Origin of the sequence: Allobosea sp., assembly GCF_030695125.1 — a bacterium.
Classification (GTDB): Bacteria; Pseudomonadota; Alphaproteobacteria; order Rhizobiales; family Beijerinckiaceae; genus Allobosea.
In genome coordinates, this window is sequence record NZ_JAUYTP010000006.1 from 22,471 (window position 1) to 40,264 (window position 17,794).

Genomic DNA, 17,794 nt, shown 5'->3' on the forward strand with positions numbered 1-17,794 from the left:
CGCCGTTCAAAAACCCCGCGCCGCCAGCGCCTTCTCGTCGTCCTGGATATAGTCCCGGATCACCGGCACGGCGCTCTTGTGCGGGCCGAGCAGGAGCTGGAACACCATGTCGCCGCCGATATCGAAGGAGATCGAGCAGGCGCAGAGATAGAACTCCCACATCCGCGCAAAGCGCTCGCCCATCATCGCGACCACCTGCGGCCGCTGCGCCATGAAGCGCTCGCGCCAGGCTTCCAGCGTCCAGTGATAGTGCCGGCGCCAGAACTCGCAGTCGGAATGCCAGAGCCCGGTCTGCTCCACCGCCGCGAACACCTCCGACAGCGCCGGCGCATAGCCGCCGGGAAAAATGTACTTGTCGAAGAACGGACCGGTGAAGCCCGGCGGGCCGACGCGGCCGATGCAATGGACCAGCGCGATCCCGTCCGGCGTCAGCAGATCGCGGATCTTCTCGAAGTATTCGAGGTAATGCGCGACGCCGACATGCTCCATCATGCCGACGGAGACGACGCGGTCGAAACGGCCGGTCAGCTCCCGATAGTCCTTGTTGATGAAGCTCACCGCGTCGCCGACGCCCGCAGCCTCGGCCCGCTTCTGGGCCGCGGCCATCTGGTCGGGCGAGACATTGAGCCCGGTCACCTTCGCGCCGCAGGCCTTCGCCAGGTAGATCGCGAGCTCGCCCCAGCCCGAGCCGATGTCGAGGACCGTCATCCCCGGCTCGATCTTCAACTTGGCGGCGATGTGGCGCAGCTTCGCCCGCTGCGCGTTCTCCAGCCCGACATCGGGAGACTGCCAATAAGCGCAGGAATAGGTCATCGTCTCGTCGAGCCAGAGCCGGTAGAAATCGGTCGGGATGTCGTAGTGATGCTTGACCTTTTTGCCGGCGACGCCGAGCGGATTGTGCATCCGGAACCGCCGGATCTTGAAGCGCACCGAGCGGATCAGCTTCTGGATCGGGTGCTTGCGCAGCTCCTTGCGCTGCAGCCAGAACAGCGTCAGCAGGTCGTGGATCGAGCCCTCCTCGAAGTCGATCCGCCCGTCCATGTAGCCTTCGGCGAGGGCGAGCTCGGGATTGAGGAAGAGTTCGCGCTCGATCCGGTCGTCATGGAAGCGCACGGTGACCGCAGGCGCCGTCTTCACGACGCCGGCGAAGGTCAATTCGCCGGGACCGGGGCCGAAGACATGGCGCCTGGCATCGGGTGTGATCACCGTCAGGCGGCCCTGCCTGACGAAAGACTTCAGCAAACGCGGTAGCAGCAGCATCGCACACCCCAGGCTTCGGCGCTGACCCTAGAGTATCTGGCTGCTCCAAGGGAACCTGCGCGGGCCTCCGCCAGCCTCGCTCCATGCTCCTGTTGTAAAAAAGCGTCGTTGGAGGACGGAAGCGAGAACGGCGACGAATGGACAAGCGAGCCTCGAAGCGGTGGCGGTCGCATCTGCGCATGGCGAAGCTGTTCGACCGTTCGCAGCGTTTCCTGGTCGAGTGCCGCATCCTCGATCTCTCGGCGACCGGCGCGAGGCTCAAGCCCCAAAGCGACCGGCCGCTCCCGCTGGATCTGCATCTCCATGACGAACTCATGGACATCTCGAAGCGCGCCACCATCGTCTGGATCGGCAAGGGCGAAATCGGCATCCGTTTCACGCCCGAGCCCGAGGCCTCGCGATGACCGCCGGCCAGCGGAACCCTCGGGCAGCCCCGACGTTTCATCGCTCGACGAAGCCGGAGCCTGCCATGGAAGACGACAGAATCACCCGGATCGCCCGTGCGCTCTGCCGCTCCGCCCGGATCGATCCCGACAGCCTGCTGGCCGACGATCACCGCGGCCCAGACGCCTTCCCGGAACCGAAAAAGCCCCAGCCCGACGACCGCCCCATGCCGGCCTGGACGCAGTTTCGCGGCGCTGCCCTCACCTTCGTCCACGCCCATGACGACCGCGTGGTCGCGCCGCTGTGACCGGCCGCCCCGCTTGCTAACGCGCCCTCGCGCGGCGTAGTGCTCTGGCCGCGGCGCGGGCGATCGCGCGATCCTGCGGAACGGCTCGAGCGATGTCCTGGCGCGATTTCTGGAACGGCGACCACGCGATCTATGTCTCGCCGCGCCACAAGGCCCTGCATTACCGCCAGATCGCGACTGACCTGATCGGCCATATTCCCGCGTCCGACGCCGTCGTGCTCGACCATGGCTGCGGCGAGGCGCTCGATGCCGGCCGGGTCGCCGGCCATTGCGGCCAGCTCTATCTCTGCGAGGCGGCGCCGAGCGTGCGCGACAAGCTGCGCGCGATGCTCGGCGGCAAGGCGAACGTCAGTGTGGTCTCGCCCGAGGAGGTCGAGGCGCTGCCCGACGCAACCCTCGATCTCGTCGTCGCCAACTCGCTGATCCAGTACCTCTCGCGCGACGAACTCGTCGCCCTGCTCGCCACCTGGCGCGGCAAGCTCAGGCCCGGCGGCAGGCTGGTCGTTGCCGACATCATCCCGCCCGATGTCAGCCCGCTGACCGACGCCTCGCAACTGCTGGCCTTCGCCTGGCGCGGCGGCTTCCTCATGGCGGCACTGGCCGGCCTCGTCCGCACCGCGTTCTCCGATTACCGCAAGCTGAGGGCGCAATACGGCCTCTCGACCTACCGCATCGACGAGATCACCGGCCTGATCGCGGCGGCCGGCTTTGCGGACGTCGCGCCCGCGACGAACTTCGGCCACAACCCGCATCGGCTGACGCTGGTGGGGCGCAAGGCGGGGTGAGGCGGTGCGTGCCACGGCGATCCGCGACCAGAGTGGAGGAGTCGCAATGCAGTGGGGACGGTGCGTCGCGATTTCGGTTCTGCTTTGGCTCTATGGGCTAACGTCGGCATCGGCCCAGTTGCATCCTCAGGAACTGCTGGCGACGCCCTGGATCAAGGCCGCCTGGACACGGGCTCTTGCCGGAGAGCGCTTCGAGCGCTGGGATTCCTGGATCGCTCCGTTCGCCGGTGTCGGCTCGGCGCCCGAGTCGCGGCAGGATGCCAGCGGCAAGAGCTGGACCGTGGTCAATCTCTGCCAGCCTCGCAATTGCGCCGACAACAAGCTGGTCGTCCTGATTGACCCGTCCAACCGGACGATCCACGCGCTGCAGACGACAGTTGATCCGTCACGCGAGCGCTTCTTCAATCGCCCGGACGCGGGAATGCAGGGCATGCTGCGTGCCGCACGCGCAGGTGACCTTGCGCGGGCCTCCATTCCGGGATCGGCGCCGACCGCCGCCACCGCCGCCGATCCCGCCCCCTCTCCTCGCGTCGCTGGCGCTGCTGGCACGATCGAGGGCGAGCTGTCCTATCCGAGCGACTACATCCCACCGGACATGCAGATCTGTGCGGAGGACATCGCCACGAAACAACTGACCTGCTCGTCGCGCAAGACGCGGGCGGGAAAGCAGATGCGCTATTCCATGTCGCTGCCGCCGGGCGAGTATTTCGTCTTCGCACAGACGAAGGATTCTCCCGGCCAGCGCGCCTATTACTCCGAATTCGTGGTCTGCGGCCTGAACGCAGCCTGCAAATCGCACAAGCCGATCGCCGTTGCGGTCGCGCCGGGCGTGGCCCGCAAGCAGATCGATCCGCAGGACTGGTACGCGCCCTGACGGCGGCGGCGCCGTCGGCGAGACGCCGATGAGGCCTAAGCGAGCCGGCGGCTGCGCGTCTAGAACCGCCAGTTGGTCGGCACCCAGGCATAGCCGCCGTCGATCTTCAGCATGCGGCCGAGCCCTGGGAACGGGTAGTGGAAGCCCAGGACCAGCATCTGCTCCGCCGCGGCGCGATCGAAGATCCGTCGGCGCGCAGCCAGTGCCGCCTCCTTGTCGCGGTCGGGGCCGGGGCGCCACGGGCGGTCGATGTTGACGACCGGATGGTAGGCGAGGTCCGCCGTCAGCAGCAGCTGGTCGCTTCCGGAATGGATGAGGAATGCGACCATGCCCGGCGTATGGCCCGCAGCGGCAAGGGTTGTGAGACCCGGAACGATCTCGCGGCCAGGCTCGTAGAGTTCGACCGTGGCGGCGACGGGCTCCACACTTCGTTTGATCGCCGCACCGAACCGGTTCCGGAAATCCGCAGGCACCGGCATGTAGGACAGATCGGGCTCGGCTCGGACGAAGAAGTCCCAATCCGCCTTCGGCGCGAAGACGATGGCCCGCGGGAACGCCCGACCGCCGTCGGCCGCCCGAAAATTGCCGACGTGATCGGGATGGGTGTGCGAGACGACGATGACGTCGATATCGCCCGGCGTCAGACCTATGGCCTCGAGATTGGCGAAGATGCGGCCGCCATTGGGGCCCATCGTCCCGCCGGCGCCCGCTTCGAGCAGGATGCGTCGACCGCCGGTCTCGATCAGCAGCGTGTTCAGGTTCAAGGTGAGGTGTTCGGTGGGCAGGAAGGCGCGCCGCAGCACGGTCTGCAGATCCGCCTCCGGAGCGTCGCTGGCATAGATTCGCGGGGGCCCGCCGATGACGCCGTCGCTCAGCACCGTCGCGCGGATGTCGCCGACGCGGAAGTGATAGAAGCCGGCATTGGCGGCGGTCGTTGTTGGTGTTTGAGCACCGACACGGCCGGCGCTGGGTGGCCCCAGCATGAGGCCGGCGCTGCCGCTCGCTGCGGACAGCATGATCGTTCGGCGATTGAGGGTCGGTCGGATCATCATCATCCCGTTTCTGTGGTGGCAGGTCTTGCTCGGCACAGGATGACAGCGCCGCGGCGCGCGCATAAGCTTCTCAGACGTGATCAGCTTGATAAGGTCTGCCTTGCAATGAGCCCGCTCCGACTCGACAGTCTGGAGGTCTTCGCCGCGATCATCCGCTGCGGTGGATTCCGGGCCGCGGCGCGCGAGCGGCGGGTCTCGTCCTCGGCCTTGAGCCAGACCATGACGACGCTCGAAGAGGCCCTGGGCATCCGGCTTCTCAACCGCACGACGCGCAGTGTTGCGCCGACCGAGGCGGGAGCCCGCCTGCTCGGACGGCTCGGGCCGGCACTGGATGACATCCAGGAGGCGCTGGAAGACCTCGACCAGTTGCGCGACACACCCTCGGGCCTCATCCGCATCAACGCGCCGGCCCCGGCCGCGGAGCATGTGCTGTGTCCGCTCGTGTTCGATTTCATGAACCGTTTTCCCGATGTGAAGGTCGAGATCGTCAGCGACGCCGCCCTCATCGACATCGTCGAGCGAGGCTTCGACGCGGGCGTCCGCTTCGGTCGACAGCTGGCGCAGGACATGATCGCCACGCCATTGGGCCCGCCCCTGCGCTACGCCATCGTCTGCTCGCCGGCCTATCGCGATGCGCGCGGAACGCCGCTGAGCCCGCAGGACCTGATCGGCCATGATTGCATCCGCCGCCGCTTCCCCGGCGGGTCCTTGGCCACCTGGGAATTTGAGAAGGATGGGGAAGCCCTGTCGATCGCGCCCGATGCCCGGCTGACGCTGGGCTCGGCCCATCAGGAGGTGCAGGCCGCTCTGGCCGGCCAGGGCATCGCCCATGTCTTCGATACCTATGCCAAACCCTATCTCGACGACGGGCGGCTGATCGAACTGATGCGGGACTGGAGCCCCCGGCTCCCGAGCTGGTTTCTCTATTACCCCAACCGGCGGCACCCCAGTGCGGCCATGCGGGCCTTTCTCGCCCACGTCAAAACGCACGCCTGAACAGCCTCGCGGGCCACGGGCTCACCCCGCCCGATCGGCGAATGAAAAGAACTTGTGCCCCAGGAACGAGAACACCATCACGATGCCCGTGGTGACGAACTGCATCGGCAGATAGGGCAAATCCCACACCGCCACGAACAGATGCATCAGCACACCCGTGAGCGCGAAACCTCCAGCCGCGATCAGGCCGAAGCGCCAGGTCGCCTGGGCATGGCTGTTCGTGGCGTCGAAGGTCAGCCAGCGGTTGAGCGTGTAGGAGACGACCGCGCCGACCACGAAGCCCGCCAGCGTCGCCGGCACCGGATCGACACGCGCGAGCTCGACCAGCGCGACCAGCACGCCGTAATGCGCAACCGCCGTGATCCCGCCGGCGACGACATAGGCCAGGAGCTGGCGGGACTGACGGGGGTAGCGACGCAGCGGCATGTCGCCGTCTTACAGGATTCGTCCCAACGAGAGCTGAACGGCTTTCCAGCCCACGCAACCTGTGCGCCGCGACGCGTGGCGCGCGCTTTCCGCTTCCCTGAGCCGCTGCTCCCCTCTATAGCGAGCGCCTAGCATTCATCTCAGGCGCTCGCACCGGCCCGCTCGCATGATCGGACGGCAGGGAGTGCGCGCGCCTGCCTCAAGACGAAGTCGAGCCCCATGCCCAAGCGCACAGACATCAAGACCATCCTGATCATCGGCGCCGGCCCCATCATCATCGGCCAAGCCTGCGAGTTCGACTATTCCGGCACGCAGGCCGTGAAGACGCTCAAGGCCGAGGGCTACCGCATCGTGCTGGTGAACTCGAACCCGGCCACGATCATGACCGATCCCGATCTGGCGGATGCGACCTATGTCGAGCCGATCACGCCCGAGATCGTCGCCAAGATCATCGAGAAGGAGCGCCATGTGCTGCCGGGCGGCTTTGCCCTGCTGCCGACCATGGGCGGCCAGACCGCGCTGAACTGCGCGCTCTCACTCAACAAGAAGACGATTCCGCAGCCCGACGGCAGCAAGATCAGCGTGCTCCAGCAGTTCGACGTCGAGATGATCGGCGCCACAGCCGAAGCGATCGACAAGGCCGAGGATCGCGAGTTGTTCCGCGAGGCGATGACCAAGATCGGCCTCGACACGCCACGCTCGCACCACGTCAAGAATCTCGGCCAGGCGCTGACCGCGCTCGAGGATATCGGCCTGCCCGCCATCATCCGCCCGTCCTTCACCATGGGCGGCACCGGCGGCGGCATCGCCTACAACAAGGGCGAGTTCATCGAGATCTGCGAGCGCGGCTTCGATGCCTCCCCGACCAGCGAGATCCTCATCGAGGAGAGCGTGCTCGGCTGGAAGGAGTACGAGATGGAGGTCGTTCGCGACAAGAACGACAACTGCATCATCGTCTGCTCGATCGAGAATCTCGACCCGATGGGCGTCCACACCGGCGATTCGATCACGGTGGCGCCAGCGCTGACGCTGACCGACAAGGAATACCAGATCATGCGCGACGCCTCGCTGGCAGTGCTGCGCGAGATCGGCGTCGAGACCGGCGGTTCGAACGTGCAATTCGCGGTCGATCCCGAGACCGGCCGGATGATCGTCATCGAGATGAACCCGCGCGTCTCGCGCTCCTCGGCGCTGGCCTCCAAGGCCACGGGCTTCCCCATCGCCAAGGTCGCGGCACGACTTGCGGTCGGCTACACGCTCGACGAAATCGAGAACGACATCACCGGCGGCGCGACGCCGGCCTCCTTCGAGCCGACGATCGACTATGTCGTCACCAAGATCCCGCGCTTCGCCTTCGAGAAGTTCCCCGGCGCCGAGCCGACCCTGACCACCGCGATGAAGTCGGTCGGCGAGGCCATGGCGATCGGCCGGACCTTCCAGGAATCCTTGCAGAAGGCGCTGCGCTCGCTGGAAACCGGCCTCGACGGCCTCGACGAGATCGAGATCGAAGGCATGGGCAAGGGCGACGACAAGAACGCGATCAAGGCCGCGCTCTCGACGCCGACGCCAGACCGCATCCTCCAGGTCGCGCAGGCGATGCGTTTCGGCTTCACCGATGCGCAGATCCATGAGAGCTGCAGGATCGACCCCTGGTTCCTCGAGCAGATGCGCGGCATCGTCGACACCGAGGAGAAGGTCCGCAGCTTCGGCCTGCCGCAGACGCCGGGCGCGTTCCGGCAGGTCAAGGCGATGGGCTTCTCCGACAAGCGCCTCGCCGCCGTCGCCGGCAAGACCGAGGCCGAGGTGCGCGCGCTTCGGCGCTCGCTCGACGTCCGCCCGGTCTACAAGCGCATCGACACCTGCGCCGCCGAGTTCGCTTCGCCCACCGCCTATATGTACTCGACCTACGCCATGCCCTTCATGGGCAAGGCCGCCGACGAGGCGCAGCCGACCGACCGGAAGAAGGTCGTCATTCTCGGAGGCGGCCCCAACCGCATCGGCCAAGGCATCGAGTTCGACTATTGCTGCTGCCATGCCTGCTATGCGCTGAAGGATGCCGGCTACGAGACCATCATGGTCAACTGCAATCCTGAGACCGTCTCGACCGACTACGACACCTCCGACCGGCTCTATTTCGAGCCGCTGACCGCCGAGGACGTGCTCGAAATCCTCGAGACCGAGAAGCAGAACGGCACGCTGCACGGCGTCATCGTCCAGTTCGGCGGGCAGACCCCGCTCAAGCTGGCGAATGCGCTCGAAGAGGCCGGCATCCCGATCCTCGGCACCTCGCCCGACGCGATCGACCTCGCCGAGGACCGCGACCGCTTCAAGCGCCTGCTCGACAAGCTGCAGCTCAAGCAGCCCAAGAACGGCATCGCCTATTCGGTCGAGCAGGCCCGCATGATCGTGGCCGAGCTCGGCCTGCCCTTCGTCGTGCGGCCGTCCTATGTGCTCGGCGGCCGCGCCATGGCGATCATCCGCGACGAGGCGATGTTCGAGGATTACCTGCTGGGCACCCTGCCCTCGCTGATCCCCTCCGAGGTCAAGGCCAAGTATCCCAACGACAAGACCGGCCAGATCAACACCGTGCTCGGCAAGAACCCGCTGCTGTTCGACCGCTATCTGTCGGACGCGATCGAGGTCGATGTCGACTGTCTGGCCGACGGCAAGGACGCCTTCATCGCCGGCATCATGGAGCATATCGAGGAGGCCGGCATCCATTCCGGCGATTCGGCCTGCTCGCTGCCGCCGCGCTCGCTTTCGCCTGAAACCATCGCCGAGCTGGAGCGCCAGACCCGCGCCATGGCGCTGGCGCTCGATGTCGGCGGGCTGATGAACGTCCAGTACGCGATCAAGGATGGCGACATCTACGTGCTCGAGGTCAACCCGCGCGCCTCGCGCACGGTGCCCTTCGTCGCCAAGGTCGTCGGCATCCCCGTCGCCAAGATCGCCGCGCGCATCATGGCCGGCGAGAGCCTCGCGAGCTTCGGCCTGAAGGCCCAGACGCTGAACCATGTCGGCGTCAAGGAGGCGGTCTTCCCCTTCGCCCGCTTCCCCGGCGTCGACGTGCTGCTCGGCCCGGAGATGCGCTCGACCGGCGAGGTCATCGGCCTCGACCGCTCCTTCGACATCGCCTTCGCCAAGAGCCAGCTCGGTGCCGGCTCGAAAGTGCCGGTCAAGGGCACGGTCTTTGTCTCGGTGCGCGACGAGGACAAGCCGCGCATCGTCGAAAGCGTCCGGATGCTGGCCGATCTCGGCTTCCGCGTGCTGGCGACCGGCGGCACGCTGCGCCTGCTGCAGGACGAGGGCATCCCGGCCGCCAAGATCAACAAGGTGCTGGAAGGCCGCCCGCACGTCGTCGACGCGATCAAGAACGGCGAAATCCAGCTCGTCTTCAACACCACCGACGGCCCGCAGGCGCTGGCGGATTCGCGCTCGCTCCGCCGAACGGCCCTCTTGCACAAGGTGCCCTATTATACCACCTTGGCCGGAGCGATCGCGGCGGCGGAAGGCATCAAGGCCTATTGCAGTGGCGATCTCGAAGTCAGATCGCTGCAATCCTACTTCGTTAGCGCCGCCTGACAGCGGCACGCCGCCGAAGTCTAGAGAAACGACAGGAAGCGGGACGCGGGCGGCAAAGCAGCCGCCGGCGGGCACCCGCTTTCGGATGATGGGACGAGACGATGGAAAAGGTTCCGATGACCGCCGGCGGCTTTGCCGCTCTGGAGGCCGAACTCAAGGACCGCCAGCAGGTCCAGCGCCAGCGCATCATCGCGGCGATTTCGGAGGCCCGCGCCCATGGCGATCTCTCCGAGAACGCCGAGTATCACGCCGCCAAGGAAGCGCAGGCGCTGAACGAAGGCCGTATCCAGGAGCTCGAATCGCTGGTCGGCCGGGCCGATATCATCGACATCTCGAAGCTCGCCGGCAGCGACACGATCAAGTTCGGCGCCACCGTCAAGCTGATCGACGACGATACCGAGGAAGAGAAGAGCTACCAGATCGTCGGCGAGCCCGAATCGGATGTGAAGTCCGGCAAGGTCTCGATCGGCTCGCCGATCGCGCGCGCCTTGATCGGCAAGAAGGTTGGCGATTCCGTGCAGGTCAACACGCCCGGCGGCGGCAAGTCCTACGAGGTCGTCAGCGTCGTCTTCCGCTAGGGCGCGGCCGCTTCGGCGCGGGCGCGCCTGTCTTGGTGTTCCTGGCGCGCGACATTACATGCGTTGCCGACCCTGAGGGAGTTCCAGCCATGACGACCCGTCGCGCATTCGTCCTCTCCACCATGGCCGGCGCGTTGCTCGCCTCCGCCGGTCCCGCATTGGCGCAGGCCAGGACCGTCGGCGCGATTCGCGTCGACACCTCCCGCCTTTCGGCGCAGGGCTGGGGTCAGCGGTCCCACGAAATCAAGCGCGACCTTGAGCGCCAGCTCGCCACCACGCTCGCCCCGATGATCCGCAGGGGCGGGCCGACCCTGACCGTGACCGTCAAGGGCGTCTGGCTGGCGAGCTGGGCCGGCGGCGGCGGTGGCGGCAAGCCGGGCGCCGGCGGCGCCAGCATGGATAATTTCGACGCCGACTATGTCCTGACCGGCCCGCGTGGCGAGGTGCTGGGCCAATGGGCGATCCTGTCCAATATCGGCTCCGATTCCGGCGGTGCCTGGTACCGCCCCGATGTCGACCAGCGCCGCGTCGCCGCGCTGATCGAGAACAACGCGCTCTGGATCAGGCGCTATCTCGGCGGTTGAGCCGGGTTCCTGATCTGAAAGGCGGTCTTGCCGCGCTGAAAGCCGCAGGCCTCGTAGAAGCCGAGCACCGCCGGGTCGCTCCGGCCCGTCATGAGCATCACCTTGTAGCAGTCCAGCGAGAAGGCATGGGCGACAGCCGCCTGCACGACCGTCTTGCCGAGACCACGTCCGCGCAAGGCGGCGGCGCTGACCACATTCTCGATCAGCGCAAACGGGCGTTGATTGCGCGTCAGGTTCGGCACGACGATCAGGACGCAGGTTGCGGCGACGGCACCTTCGAACTCGGCCACATGAACGCTCATCATGTCGCTCGTCAGCATGCGGTTCCAGGTCGCCTCGGCCGCCACGGCGTCAGGCAGAAGGTCATCCGGGCTCAACTGGGCATAGAGCGAGAGAATGGCAGGCAGATCGGCCGCACCGGCCAGACGAACAACGGACATCGCCTCACCCGAACGGCACGATCGGCTCGTCCTTGACCCGGTCGAGCGCCAGCGCGGTGCGGACATTGCGAACATTGGGTAGGGCCGTCAGCTCGCCGACGAAATCCTGAAAGGCCTTGAGATCCGGCGCGACGCATTTCAGCATGAAATCGATGTCGCCCGACAGCTTCCAGCATTCGCGCACCGCGGGCCAGGCCCGGATACGCGCCTGGAACACCTCCAGGTCCGCCTCCGCCTGGCTGGCCAGATGCACGAAGGCGAAGCACACGACGTCGAGCCCGAGCTTGCGCTCGTCGAGCTGGGCCCGGTAGCCGGTGATCAGCCCGGCCTCTTCCAGAGCCCGCACGCGACGCAGGCAGGGCGGCGGCGAGATGCCGACGCGGCTCGCCAGCTCGACATTGGTCATGCGCCCGTCGCCCTGCAGTTCGCGCAGGATCGCGGTGTCGATATCGTCGAGTTTGGAGCGCACGAGGGGTCCTGGAGCAAGGTTGCGCTGGTGTAGACTCAGCGTCTTGGCGATACAAGGCGCGTGCCGCTGCCCGATTGACCGCGTTGCCCGAGGAGTCCGCCTTGCCCGCCGAACCGATCCCAAGCGTCTGGGTCCTGACCGACGGCAAGGCCGGCGACGAGGTCCAGTGCCTCGGCGTCGCCGAAAGGCTCGGCGTTACCCCCGAGATCCGGCGGATCGCGCCGCGAAAACCCTTCGCCTGGCTGATGCCGCGCGGGCCGATCGATCCGCGCGAGGGGCCAGACCGCCCCGGAAGCCCGATCCGCCCGCCCTTCCCCGACATCCTGATCGCCTCGGGCCGGCGGGCCGTGGCCTATGTGCGCGCCGTCCGGAAGGCCTCGAACGGCGCGACCTTCACCGTCATCCTCAAGGACCCGCGCACCGGCGCGGGCTCGGCGGATTTCCTCTGGGTCGCCGAGCATGACCGCCTGCGCGGCGACAACGTGCTGGTGACGACGACCTCGCCGCACCGGCTTGCCCCACAACGCCTGGAGCAGGCGCGCCGCACGCCCCCTGCCGCCATCGCCGCCCTGCCCTCCCCGCGCGCTGCCGTCCTGGTCGGCGGCGACAGCCGGCATCACCGTTTCCGGCCAGAGGACATCACCCGTTTTGCGGACGCGCTCGATGCGCTCGCCCGCTCCGGGGTCGCGCTGATGGGCTCGCGCTCGCGCCGGACCACGCCCGCGCTCGATGCAGCCGTCGCTGCGGTCTTTTCCCGCCATGGCGGCTGGTGGTGGGACGGCACGGGCGAGAACCCCTATGTCGCGCTGCTCGCCCATGCCGACGCCATCGTCACCACCGCCGATTCGACCAACATGATCGGCGAGGCGACCGCGACAGGCGTGCCGATCCTGGTATTCGAGCCCCATGGCGGCCATGGCAAGCTTGCCAGGTTCCTGGAGGCGCTGAAGCGCCAGGGCCTGGTCCATCATTTCGAAGGCCGGCTGGCGGGAACACCTTACGCCCCGGTCGATGCGACGCAGGCGATCGCCGAGGCGGTGCGGCAGCGCTGGCTTATGCACAGGCAGCAGCTCGGCCTCGCCTGATCTTGACCATAGCTGCGCTTGCATCGGCGGGCCGGCGTCGTATGTCACGGGAACTGAGGAAAAGGATGACGACGATGGCCCATACCCATGCCCGCGTGATGATCGTCGGTTCAGGCCCCGCCGGCTATACGGCCGCGATCTATGCCGCCCGCGCCCTGATGGAGCCGGTCCTCATTTCCGGCATGCAGGCCGGCGGCCAGCTGATGATCACCACCGATGTCGAGAACTATCCAGGCTTCGCCGACGTCGTCCAGGGCCCCTGGCTGATGGAGCAGATGCGCGCCCAGGCCGAGCACATGGGCACGCGCATGGTCTCCGACCACATCGCCCGGGTCGATCTCTCGCAGCGCCCCTTCCGGCTCTGGGGTGACGGCGGCGAAACCTATTCCTGCGATGCGCTGATCATCGCCACCGGCGCCCAGGCCAAGTGGCTGGGCCTGCCCTCCGAGCAGGCCTTCCAGGGCTTCGGCGTCTCGGCCTGCGCCACCTGCGACGGCTTCTTCTTCCGCAACAAGGAGGTCGCGGTCGTCGGCGGCGGCAACACCGCCGTCGAGGAGGCCCTCTATCTCGCCAATCTCGCCAGCAAGGTCACGCTGGTCCATCGCCGTGACTCGCTGCGCGCCGAGAAGGTGATGCAGGACCGGTTGTTCAAGCACCCCAAGATCGAGGTGGTCTGGGATTCGGAGGTCGCCGAGATCTGCGGCGGGACGGAGCCCCCCAACGTCACCCATCTGCGGCTGCGCAACCTGAAGACCGGCGCCGAGCGCGATCTGAAGGCCGACGGCGTCTTCATCGCGATCGGCCACAAGCCGGCGACCGAACTCTTCGCCGGCCAGCTCGCCATGAACGAGACCGGTTATCTCGACGTGACGCCGGGCACCAGCCGGACCAATGTCGATGGCGTCTTTGCGGCCGGCGACGTCTCCGACGAGCATTATCGCCAGGCCGTGACGGCGGCCGGCATGGGCTGCATGGCCGCGCTCGACGCTGAGCGCTGGCTGCAGGCGCAGGAGCTGGAGCACCTGCAGGCGGCGGAATAAGCCTCGCCGCCTTATTGATCACAGAAATTGATCGTTTCCGTAACCAATTTCAGTGCGAAAAGGTCGCCGTATTGCCGCCGAGGCGTTGACGTTCAAGGATATTAACCCCCAACATGCGTCCAACGCATAACAAGGGGGGCCGCGGTGGATTGGGACCGCATCAGGATTTTTTATACCGTCGCCGAGTCCGGTAGCTTCACCAAAGCTGGCGATGTTCTGGGCCTCAGTCAATCCGCCGTCAGCCGCCAGATCGGTGCGCTGGAGCGCGAATTGCGCGCACCGCTGTTTCATCGCCATACGCGCGGTCTGATCCTGACCGAGCAGGGAGAACTGCTGTGGCGGGCCGCACGGGAGATGACGCAGCGCCTCGAGCGCACGCGCGCGCAGCTCTCCGAGACGCGCGAGCATCCCTCCGGCGAGCTCAAGGTCACCGCGACGCGCGGCCTCGGCGGGCATTGGCTGACGCCGCGCCTGGCCGAGTTCCTCGATCTCTACCCCGACATCAAGGTCGATCTCATCCTCACCGATGAAGAGCTCGACCTGTCGATGCGCGAGGCCGACATCGCCATCCGCCTGCGCCAGCCCCAGCAGCCGGACCTGATCCAGCGCAAGCTCTTCACCGTGCATTTCCACGTCTATGGCTCGCCGGCCTATGTGAAGCGCTTCGGCGAGCCAAAGACCCATGAGGATCTCGACAACCACCGCATCCTCTCCTTCGGCGGGACCTCGCCCTCCTATCTCACCGCGGTCCACTGGCTCGGATCGCTCGGCCGCGACCCGCGCAACCCCCGCCCGATCCATCTCACCGTCAACAACATCACGGCGATGAAGCGGGCGGTCGATTCGGGGGCGGGCATCGCCGTGCTGCCGGATTACCTGATCGAGACCGGCTCCCCGCTCGTGCAGTTGATGCGCGAGACCGAGATGCCGCAGCTCGAGAGCTATCTGGTCTATCCGGAAGAGATGAAGTCGGTCGCGCGCGTCCAGGTCTTCCGCGACTTCCTGATCCAGAAGGCGCAGCGCTGGACCTACTGACCGGAACAGCCCCTCGTCGCCGAACTCTGATTCGGCGGCGGCGGCTTCCGTTCGTCGAGATCGCATGCAGCCGGCCTCGACAGCCGGTGCGGCACCGCAGCCAACCCGTGCTGCAGCGCAGCAATCCACGATCACATCGTTGATGACCCACCACGGGCCGACTGCGCTGCGCGCATATTTATCAATGATTTAGACTTAAATTGCGCCATATGATCGCGGTTCATGCAATTTATGCATGGCGGACCCGGGCTATGCTGCATTGCAAAAAGGCATGTGCTGCCCGATATAGCACTCACGGTTGTTCGGAACGGGCTCTGCTACCTCCTCCCGGCATTGAGTTCGTTTCAGCCGTTCCCCTCTGAGATGTTTGGCGTTCGAGCCGGATGTTTCAAACTTTCAAGGCCGGCTCCCTCACGGGACGCCGGCCCTTTTTTTGCCCGGCCCGCGGAAACCGTCAGGCGGTCAGCTTCCCGACCAGCGCTGCGAATCGGTTCATGAAGCTCTGCAGGAATTCGCGCGTCGACTCGACGGTCACGGTGCCGGCGTCGTCGACCAGCCCATCCTTCCAGGTGATGAACATCTGGCCGCCCATCACCAGCGCACCCTGATTGCCGAGGATATCGCGCAGATGCTGTTGGGCGCAGGCAGTCCCGACACCGCCCGGGCTCGTCCCGATGATGGCCAGCGGCTTGCCGCCCCATACACCCTTGCCAGAGGGACGCGAGGCCCAGTCGATCGCGTTCTTCAGCACGGCGGGGATCGAGCGGTTGTGCTCGGGCGTCACCACCAGCACGGCATCGGCACGGGCGATCTCATCCTTCAGCCGCGTCGCGCTGGCCGGGAAGGCCGACTCCAGATCCTGATTATACATCGGCAGATCGTCGATCTGCGCGACCTGCGCCGTGAAGGATGCCGCGCCGAGGCCGGCGAGCCCCTGGGCGAGCTTGCGGTTGATCGAGGCCTTGCGGTTGCTGCCGATGATGATTGCGAGCGTGAACGTTGCCATGGGGAGAATGCCTCGATGAGTGCGGGAAAGGGTTCGCAATGGAAACGCGAATAAACGGCCGATGGATCCTCAAAGGCGCTCAGCGCGGCCGGATTGCCAGCGGCAGGGCGTCGAACAGCCCGGGCACCGGGCTCGTCCGCGCCTTGTCGATCGTCAGCAGGCGCAGCTTGGTCGCGACGCCGCCATCGGCCGAGAACCCGCCGGTCCGGCCGCCAGCCGCCAGCACCCGATGGCAGGGCACGATGATGGGAAACGGGTTCTGGCCGAGTGCGACGCCGACGGCCCGCGCGGCACCGGGCTCGCCGATACGGGCTGCGACGGCGCCATAGGTCAGTGTTTCGCCGGGCGCGATCGTGAGCGCCAACTCATAGACCCGGCGGTTGAAATCGCTCACGCCCGACAGATCGATCGGCAGATGCGAGAGATCGCGCGGCTGCCCGGAAAGCAAGGCGACGATGTCGGCGATGGCCGCCGCGACGAAGCCGGGCGGCGGAGCCTCCACCGCGTCGGGAAAACGCCGCGCCAGCCTGAGCCGCGCCGTCGCCTCGTCGATCTCGGGCAACTGCGCCCCGACGATATGAGCCGATTGCCAGACCAGCGCACAGGAACCGATCGCGGTGTCGAAGAGATGGAACTGTCCCGGCATGGCGCCGAACATAGGCGATTGCGCGAAGCGCCGCCAAGCCCGCCATCGCGAGCGCAGCGAAGCGATCCAGGGCGATGGGCAGCGCCGCTGTTCTGGGTTGCTTCGCTGCGCTCGCAATGACGGTGGGAAACCGGCAGCCCCCTTCACATGAAGAGCTTCTCGCCCTCCATCCCCTTGTAGAGCGAGGCGACCTGCTCGCCATAGCCGTTGTACAGGAGCGTCGGCTTGCGGTCGCGCGTGCCCAGAATCTGCTCGCTCGCCTGGCTCCAGCGCGGATGGGCGACCTCCGGGTTCACATTGGCCCAGAAGCCGTATTCCGCCGCCTGCAGGCCCTCCCAGAAGGTCTTGGGCCGCTCGGCCACGAAGCTGATCTTGGTGATCGACTTGATCGATTTGAAGCCGTATTTCCACGGCACCACCAGCCGCAGCGGCGCGCCGTGCTGGGTCGGGATCGGCTTGCCGTAGATGCCGGTGACCAGCAGCGGCAATTCGTTGGCGGCCTCCGCCATGCTCAGCCCTTCTGTATAGGGCCAGGGATACCAGCGAGCCGACTGGCCCGGCGCCATGCGCGGGTTCAGGAAAGTCTCGAAGCGGATGTATTTCGCCCCCGACAGCGGCTTGGCGAAATCGACGAAGGCTTTCAGCGGGATGCCGGTCCAGGGCACCGCCATCGACCAGGCCTCGACGCAGCGGAAGCGATAGAGCCGCTCTTCCAGCGGCAGCTTGCGGACGAGGTCGTCGAAGGCGATCTCGAAGGGCTTTTCGACCAGCCCGTCGATCGCCACCGTCCAGGGGCGCGTCACCAGCCGCTTCGAGGCGGCGACGATGTCCTTCGACGTGCCGAATTCGTAGAAATTGTTGTAGCTCGCCGCATCGGCCTCCGGCGTCACCGGCCGGTCGAGCGTGTAAGCGGTATTGGTCTTGGCGGGATAGAGATCGAGCGTCGGGTCGGCCCCTTGCGCGAAGGCCGCGCCCGGCAGCGCCGCCCCGGCGATCAAGCCTGCGCCGCCAGCCATGAAGGCACGGCGGTTGAAGAACACCGCTTCGGGTGTCGCCTCGCTCTCGGGAATGGCCCAGCTCGGACGGTTCTTGATCAGCATCGACGGACAAACCCCGTTTCGGATGCCGGCACTCTAACGCATGGGGAGCCCCCGCGCGCAATTCACGAGGGGGAGAGGTGAGGCACCCGCCGTCGTGCTCGGGCTTGCCCCGAGCACCTCGTCCCGAAGGTGACGCCTGCCTGAG

General features: G+C 66.7%; 19 protein-coding genes. 11 read left to right on the forward strand and 8 right to left on the reverse strand.

Annotated elements, in window-relative coordinates; genetic code table 11:
- Positions 1-6 precede the first annotated feature (6 nt).
- On the reverse strand, positions 7-1,260 hold the full coding sequence (locus Q8S38_RS00670) for an SAM-dependent methyltransferase (RefSeq protein WP_305678488.1): 1,254 nt from the start codon (positions 1,258-1,260) through the stop codon (positions 7-9).
- A gap of 137 nt (positions 1,261-1,397) precedes the next feature.
- On the opposite strand from Q8S38_RS00670, the gene Q8S38_RS00675 reads away from it, so the two are divergent.
- The 4 genes from Q8S38_RS00675 to Q8S38_RS00690 all read left to right on the forward strand — a co-directional run bounded on the left by Q8S38_RS00675 (position 1,398) and on the right by Q8S38_RS00690 (position 3,610).
- A complete protein-coding gene (locus tag Q8S38_RS00675) occupies positions 1,398-1,664 on the forward strand; it encodes a PilZ domain-containing protein (protein ID WP_305678489.1) in 267 nt (88 codons plus the stop codon).
- Between the two features lie 65 nt (positions 1,665-1,729).
- Positions 1,730-1,951, forward strand: a complete 222-nt coding sequence (locus Q8S38_RS00680) for a hypothetical protein (protein ID WP_305678490.1) — start codon at positions 1,730-1,732, stop codon at positions 1,949-1,951.
- A gap of 92 nt (positions 1,952-2,043) precedes the next feature.
- The gene (locus Q8S38_RS00685; RefSeq protein ID WP_305678491.1) at positions 2,044-2,736 is read left to right on the forward strand and encodes a class I SAM-dependent methyltransferase; all 693 of its coding nucleotides are present in this window, start codon (positions 2,044-2,046) and stop codon (positions 2,734-2,736) included.
- Positions 2,737-2,782: 46 nt separating this feature from the next.
- Complete coding sequence (locus tag Q8S38_RS00690; protein WP_305678492.1) at positions 2,783-3,610, forward strand: Ivy family c-type lysozyme inhibitor; 828 nt, start codon at positions 2,783-2,785, stop codon at positions 3,608-3,610.
- Between the two features lie 59 nt (positions 3,611-3,669).
- On the opposite strand, the gene Q8S38_RS00695 is transcribed toward Q8S38_RS00690, so the two are convergent.
- Positions 3,670-4,593, reverse strand: a complete 924-nt coding sequence (locus Q8S38_RS00695; RefSeq protein WP_371125808.1) for an MBL fold metallo-hydrolase — start codon at positions 4,591-4,593, stop codon at positions 3,670-3,672.
- A gap of 108 nt (positions 4,594-4,701) precedes the next feature.
- Between Q8S38_RS00695 and Q8S38_RS00700 the strand changes: the two genes are divergently transcribed.
- Positions 4,702-5,658 carry a LysR family transcriptional regulator gene (locus Q8S38_RS00700; protein WP_305678494.1) on the forward strand — a complete coding sequence of 319 codons (957 nt, stop codon included), beginning with the start codon at positions 4,702-4,704 and terminating at the stop codon, positions 5,656-5,658.
- Between the two features lie 21 nt (positions 5,659-5,679).
- On the opposite strand, the gene Q8S38_RS00705 is transcribed toward Q8S38_RS00700, so the two are convergent.
- Positions 5,680-6,084: a GtrA family protein gene (locus Q8S38_RS00705; protein WP_305678495.1), complete on the reverse strand. Its 405-nt coding sequence runs from the start codon at positions 6,082-6,084 to the stop codon at positions 5,680-5,682.
- Positions 6,085-6,303: 219 nt separating this feature from the next.
- On the opposite strand from Q8S38_RS00705, the gene carB reads away from it, so the two are divergent.
- The 3 genes from carB to Q8S38_RS00720 all read left to right on the forward strand — a co-directional run bounded on the left by carB (position 6,304) and on the right by Q8S38_RS00720 (position 10,828).
- On the forward strand, positions 6,304-9,666 hold the full coding sequence (gene carB, locus Q8S38_RS00710; RefSeq protein ID WP_305678496.1) for a carbamoyl-phosphate synthase large subunit: 3,363 nt from the start codon (positions 6,304-6,306) through the stop codon (positions 9,664-9,666).
- 101 nt (positions 9,667-9,767) lie between these two features.
- Entirely contained in the window at positions 9,768-10,244 is a 477-nt protein-coding gene (greA, locus tag Q8S38_RS00715; protein WP_305678497.1) for a transcription elongation factor GreA, read from the forward strand.
- Positions 10,245-10,333: 89 nt separating this feature from the next.
- Complete coding sequence (locus Q8S38_RS00720) at positions 10,334-10,828, forward strand: hypothetical protein (RefSeq protein WP_305678498.1); 495 nt, start codon at positions 10,334-10,336, stop codon at positions 10,826-10,828.
- Here Q8S38_RS00720 and Q8S38_RS00725 read toward each other — a convergent pair.
- Both Q8S38_RS00725 and Q8S38_RS00730 read right to left on the reverse strand, forming a co-directional pair.
- Positions 10,813-11,268, reverse strand: coding sequence for a GNAT family N-acetyltransferase (locus Q8S38_RS00725; protein ID WP_305678499.1), 456 nt, complete (start codon positions 11,266-11,268; stop codon positions 10,813-10,815). The two genes, Q8S38_RS00720 and Q8S38_RS00725, sit on opposite strands and share 16 nt — an antisense overlap.
- 4 nt (positions 11,269-11,272) lie before the next feature.
- Entirely contained in the window at positions 11,273-11,737 is a 465-nt protein-coding gene (locus Q8S38_RS00730; protein WP_305678500.1) for an Lrp/AsnC family transcriptional regulator, read from the reverse strand.
- A 101-nt stretch (positions 11,738-11,838) separates the two neighbouring features.
- Here Q8S38_RS00730 and Q8S38_RS00735 point away from each other — a divergent pair, with 101 nt between their 5' ends.
- The 3 genes from Q8S38_RS00735 to Q8S38_RS00745 all read left to right on the forward strand — a co-directional run bounded on the left by Q8S38_RS00735 (position 11,839) and on the right by Q8S38_RS00745 (position 14,897).
- Complete coding sequence (locus Q8S38_RS00735; protein ID WP_305678501.1) at positions 11,839-12,822, forward strand: mitochondrial fission ELM1 family protein; 984 nt, start codon at positions 11,839-11,841, stop codon at positions 12,820-12,822.
- Positions 12,823-12,896: 74 nt separating this feature from the next.
- Positions 12,897-13,862 (forward strand): thioredoxin-disulfide reductase, encoded by a 966-nt coding sequence (gene trxB, locus Q8S38_RS00740; RefSeq protein WP_305678502.1) that lies wholly within the window; start codon positions 12,897-12,899, stop codon positions 13,860-13,862.
- A 144-nt stretch (positions 13,863-14,006) separates the two neighbouring features.
- The gene (locus Q8S38_RS00745) at positions 14,007-14,897 is read left to right on the forward strand and encodes a LysR family transcriptional regulator (protein WP_267521841.1); all 891 of its coding nucleotides are present in this window, start codon (positions 14,007-14,009) and stop codon (positions 14,895-14,897) included.
- Positions 14,898-15,351: 454 nt separating this feature from the next.
- Here Q8S38_RS00745 and Q8S38_RS00750 read toward each other — a convergent pair whose 3' ends face one another.
- From Q8S38_RS00750 to msrP, 3 genes are all read right to left on the reverse strand, one after another.
- A complete protein-coding gene (locus Q8S38_RS00750; protein WP_305678503.1) occupies positions 15,352-15,903 on the reverse strand; it encodes an NADPH-dependent FMN reductase in 552 nt (183 codons plus the stop codon).
- Positions 15,904-15,982: 79 nt separating this feature from the next.
- Positions 15,983-16,549 carry a methylated-DNA--[protein]-cysteine S-methyltransferase gene (locus tag Q8S38_RS00755; RefSeq protein WP_305678504.1) on the reverse strand — a complete coding sequence of 189 codons (567 nt, stop codon included), beginning with the start codon at positions 16,547-16,549 and terminating at the stop codon, positions 15,983-15,985.
- 143 nt (positions 16,550-16,692) lie between these two features.
- Complete coding sequence (gene msrP / locus Q8S38_RS00760; protein WP_305678505.1) at positions 16,693-17,649, reverse strand: protein-methionine-sulfoxide reductase catalytic subunit MsrP; 957 nt, start codon at positions 17,647-17,649, stop codon at positions 16,693-16,695.
- Between the last annotated feature and the right edge of the window lie 145 nt (positions 17,650-17,794).

What these genes read in the sequence shown, in the direction of transcription:
- Q8S38_RS00670 (WP_305678488.1), bottom strand. Translation starts at nt 1,260, where the DNA reads ATGCTGCTGCTACCGCGTTTGCTGAAGTCTTTCGTCAGGCAGGGCCGC.
- Q8S38_RS00675 (WP_305678489.1), top strand. Translation starts at nt 1,398, where the DNA reads ATGGACAAGCGAGCCTCGAAGCGGTGGCGGTCGCATCTGCGCATGGCG.
- Q8S38_RS00680 (WP_305678490.1), top strand. Translation starts at nt 1,730, where the DNA reads ATGGAAGACGACAGAATCACCCGGATCGCCCGTGCGCTCTGCCGCTCC.
- Q8S38_RS00685 (WP_305678491.1), top strand. Translation starts at nt 2,044, where the DNA reads ATGTCCTGGCGCGATTTCTGGAACGGCGACCACGCGATCTATGTCTCG.
- Q8S38_RS00690 (WP_305678492.1), top strand. Translation starts at nt 2,783, where the DNA reads ATGCAGTGGGGACGGTGCGTCGCGATTTCGGTTCTGCTTTGGCTCTAT.
- Q8S38_RS00695 (WP_371125808.1), bottom strand. Translation starts at nt 4,593, where the DNA reads ATGCTGGGGCCACCCAGCGCCGGCCGTGTCGGTGCTCAAACACCAACA.
- Q8S38_RS00700 (WP_305678494.1), top strand. Translation starts at nt 4,702, where the DNA reads ATGACAGCGCCGCGGCGCGCGCATAAGCTTCTCAGACGTGATCAGCTT.
- Q8S38_RS00705 (WP_305678495.1), bottom strand. Translation starts at nt 6,084, where the DNA reads ATGCCGCTGCGTCGCTACCCCCGTCAGTCCCGCCAGCTCCTGGCCTAT.
- carB (WP_305678496.1), top strand. Translation starts at nt 6,304, where the DNA reads ATGCCCAAGCGCACAGACATCAAGACCATCCTGATCATCGGCGCCGGC.
- greA (WP_305678497.1), top strand. Translation starts at nt 9,768, where the DNA reads ATGGAAAAGGTTCCGATGACCGCCGGCGGCTTTGCCGCTCTGGAGGCC.
- Q8S38_RS00720 (WP_305678498.1), top strand. Translation starts at nt 10,334, where the DNA reads ATGACGACCCGTCGCGCATTCGTCCTCTCCACCATGGCCGGCGCGTTG.
- Q8S38_RS00725 (WP_305678499.1), bottom strand. Translation starts at nt 11,268, where the DNA reads ATGTCCGTTGTTCGTCTGGCCGGTGCGGCCGATCTGCCTGCCATTCTC.
- trxB (WP_305678502.1), top strand. Translation starts at nt 12,897, where the DNA reads ATGGCCCATACCCATGCCCGCGTGATGATCGTCGGTTCAGGCCCCGCC.
- Q8S38_RS00750 (WP_305678503.1), bottom strand. Translation starts at nt 15,903, where the DNA reads ATGGCAACGTTCACGCTCGCAATCATCATCGGCAGCAACCGCAAGGCC.
- Q8S38_RS00755 (WP_305678504.1), bottom strand. Translation starts at nt 16,549, where the DNA reads ATGCCGGGACAGTTCCATCTCTTCGACACCGCGATCGGTTCCTGTGCG.
- msrP (WP_305678505.1), bottom strand. Translation starts at nt 17,649, where the DNA reads ATGCTGATCAAGAACCGTCCGAGCTGGGCCATTCCCGAGAGCGAGGCG.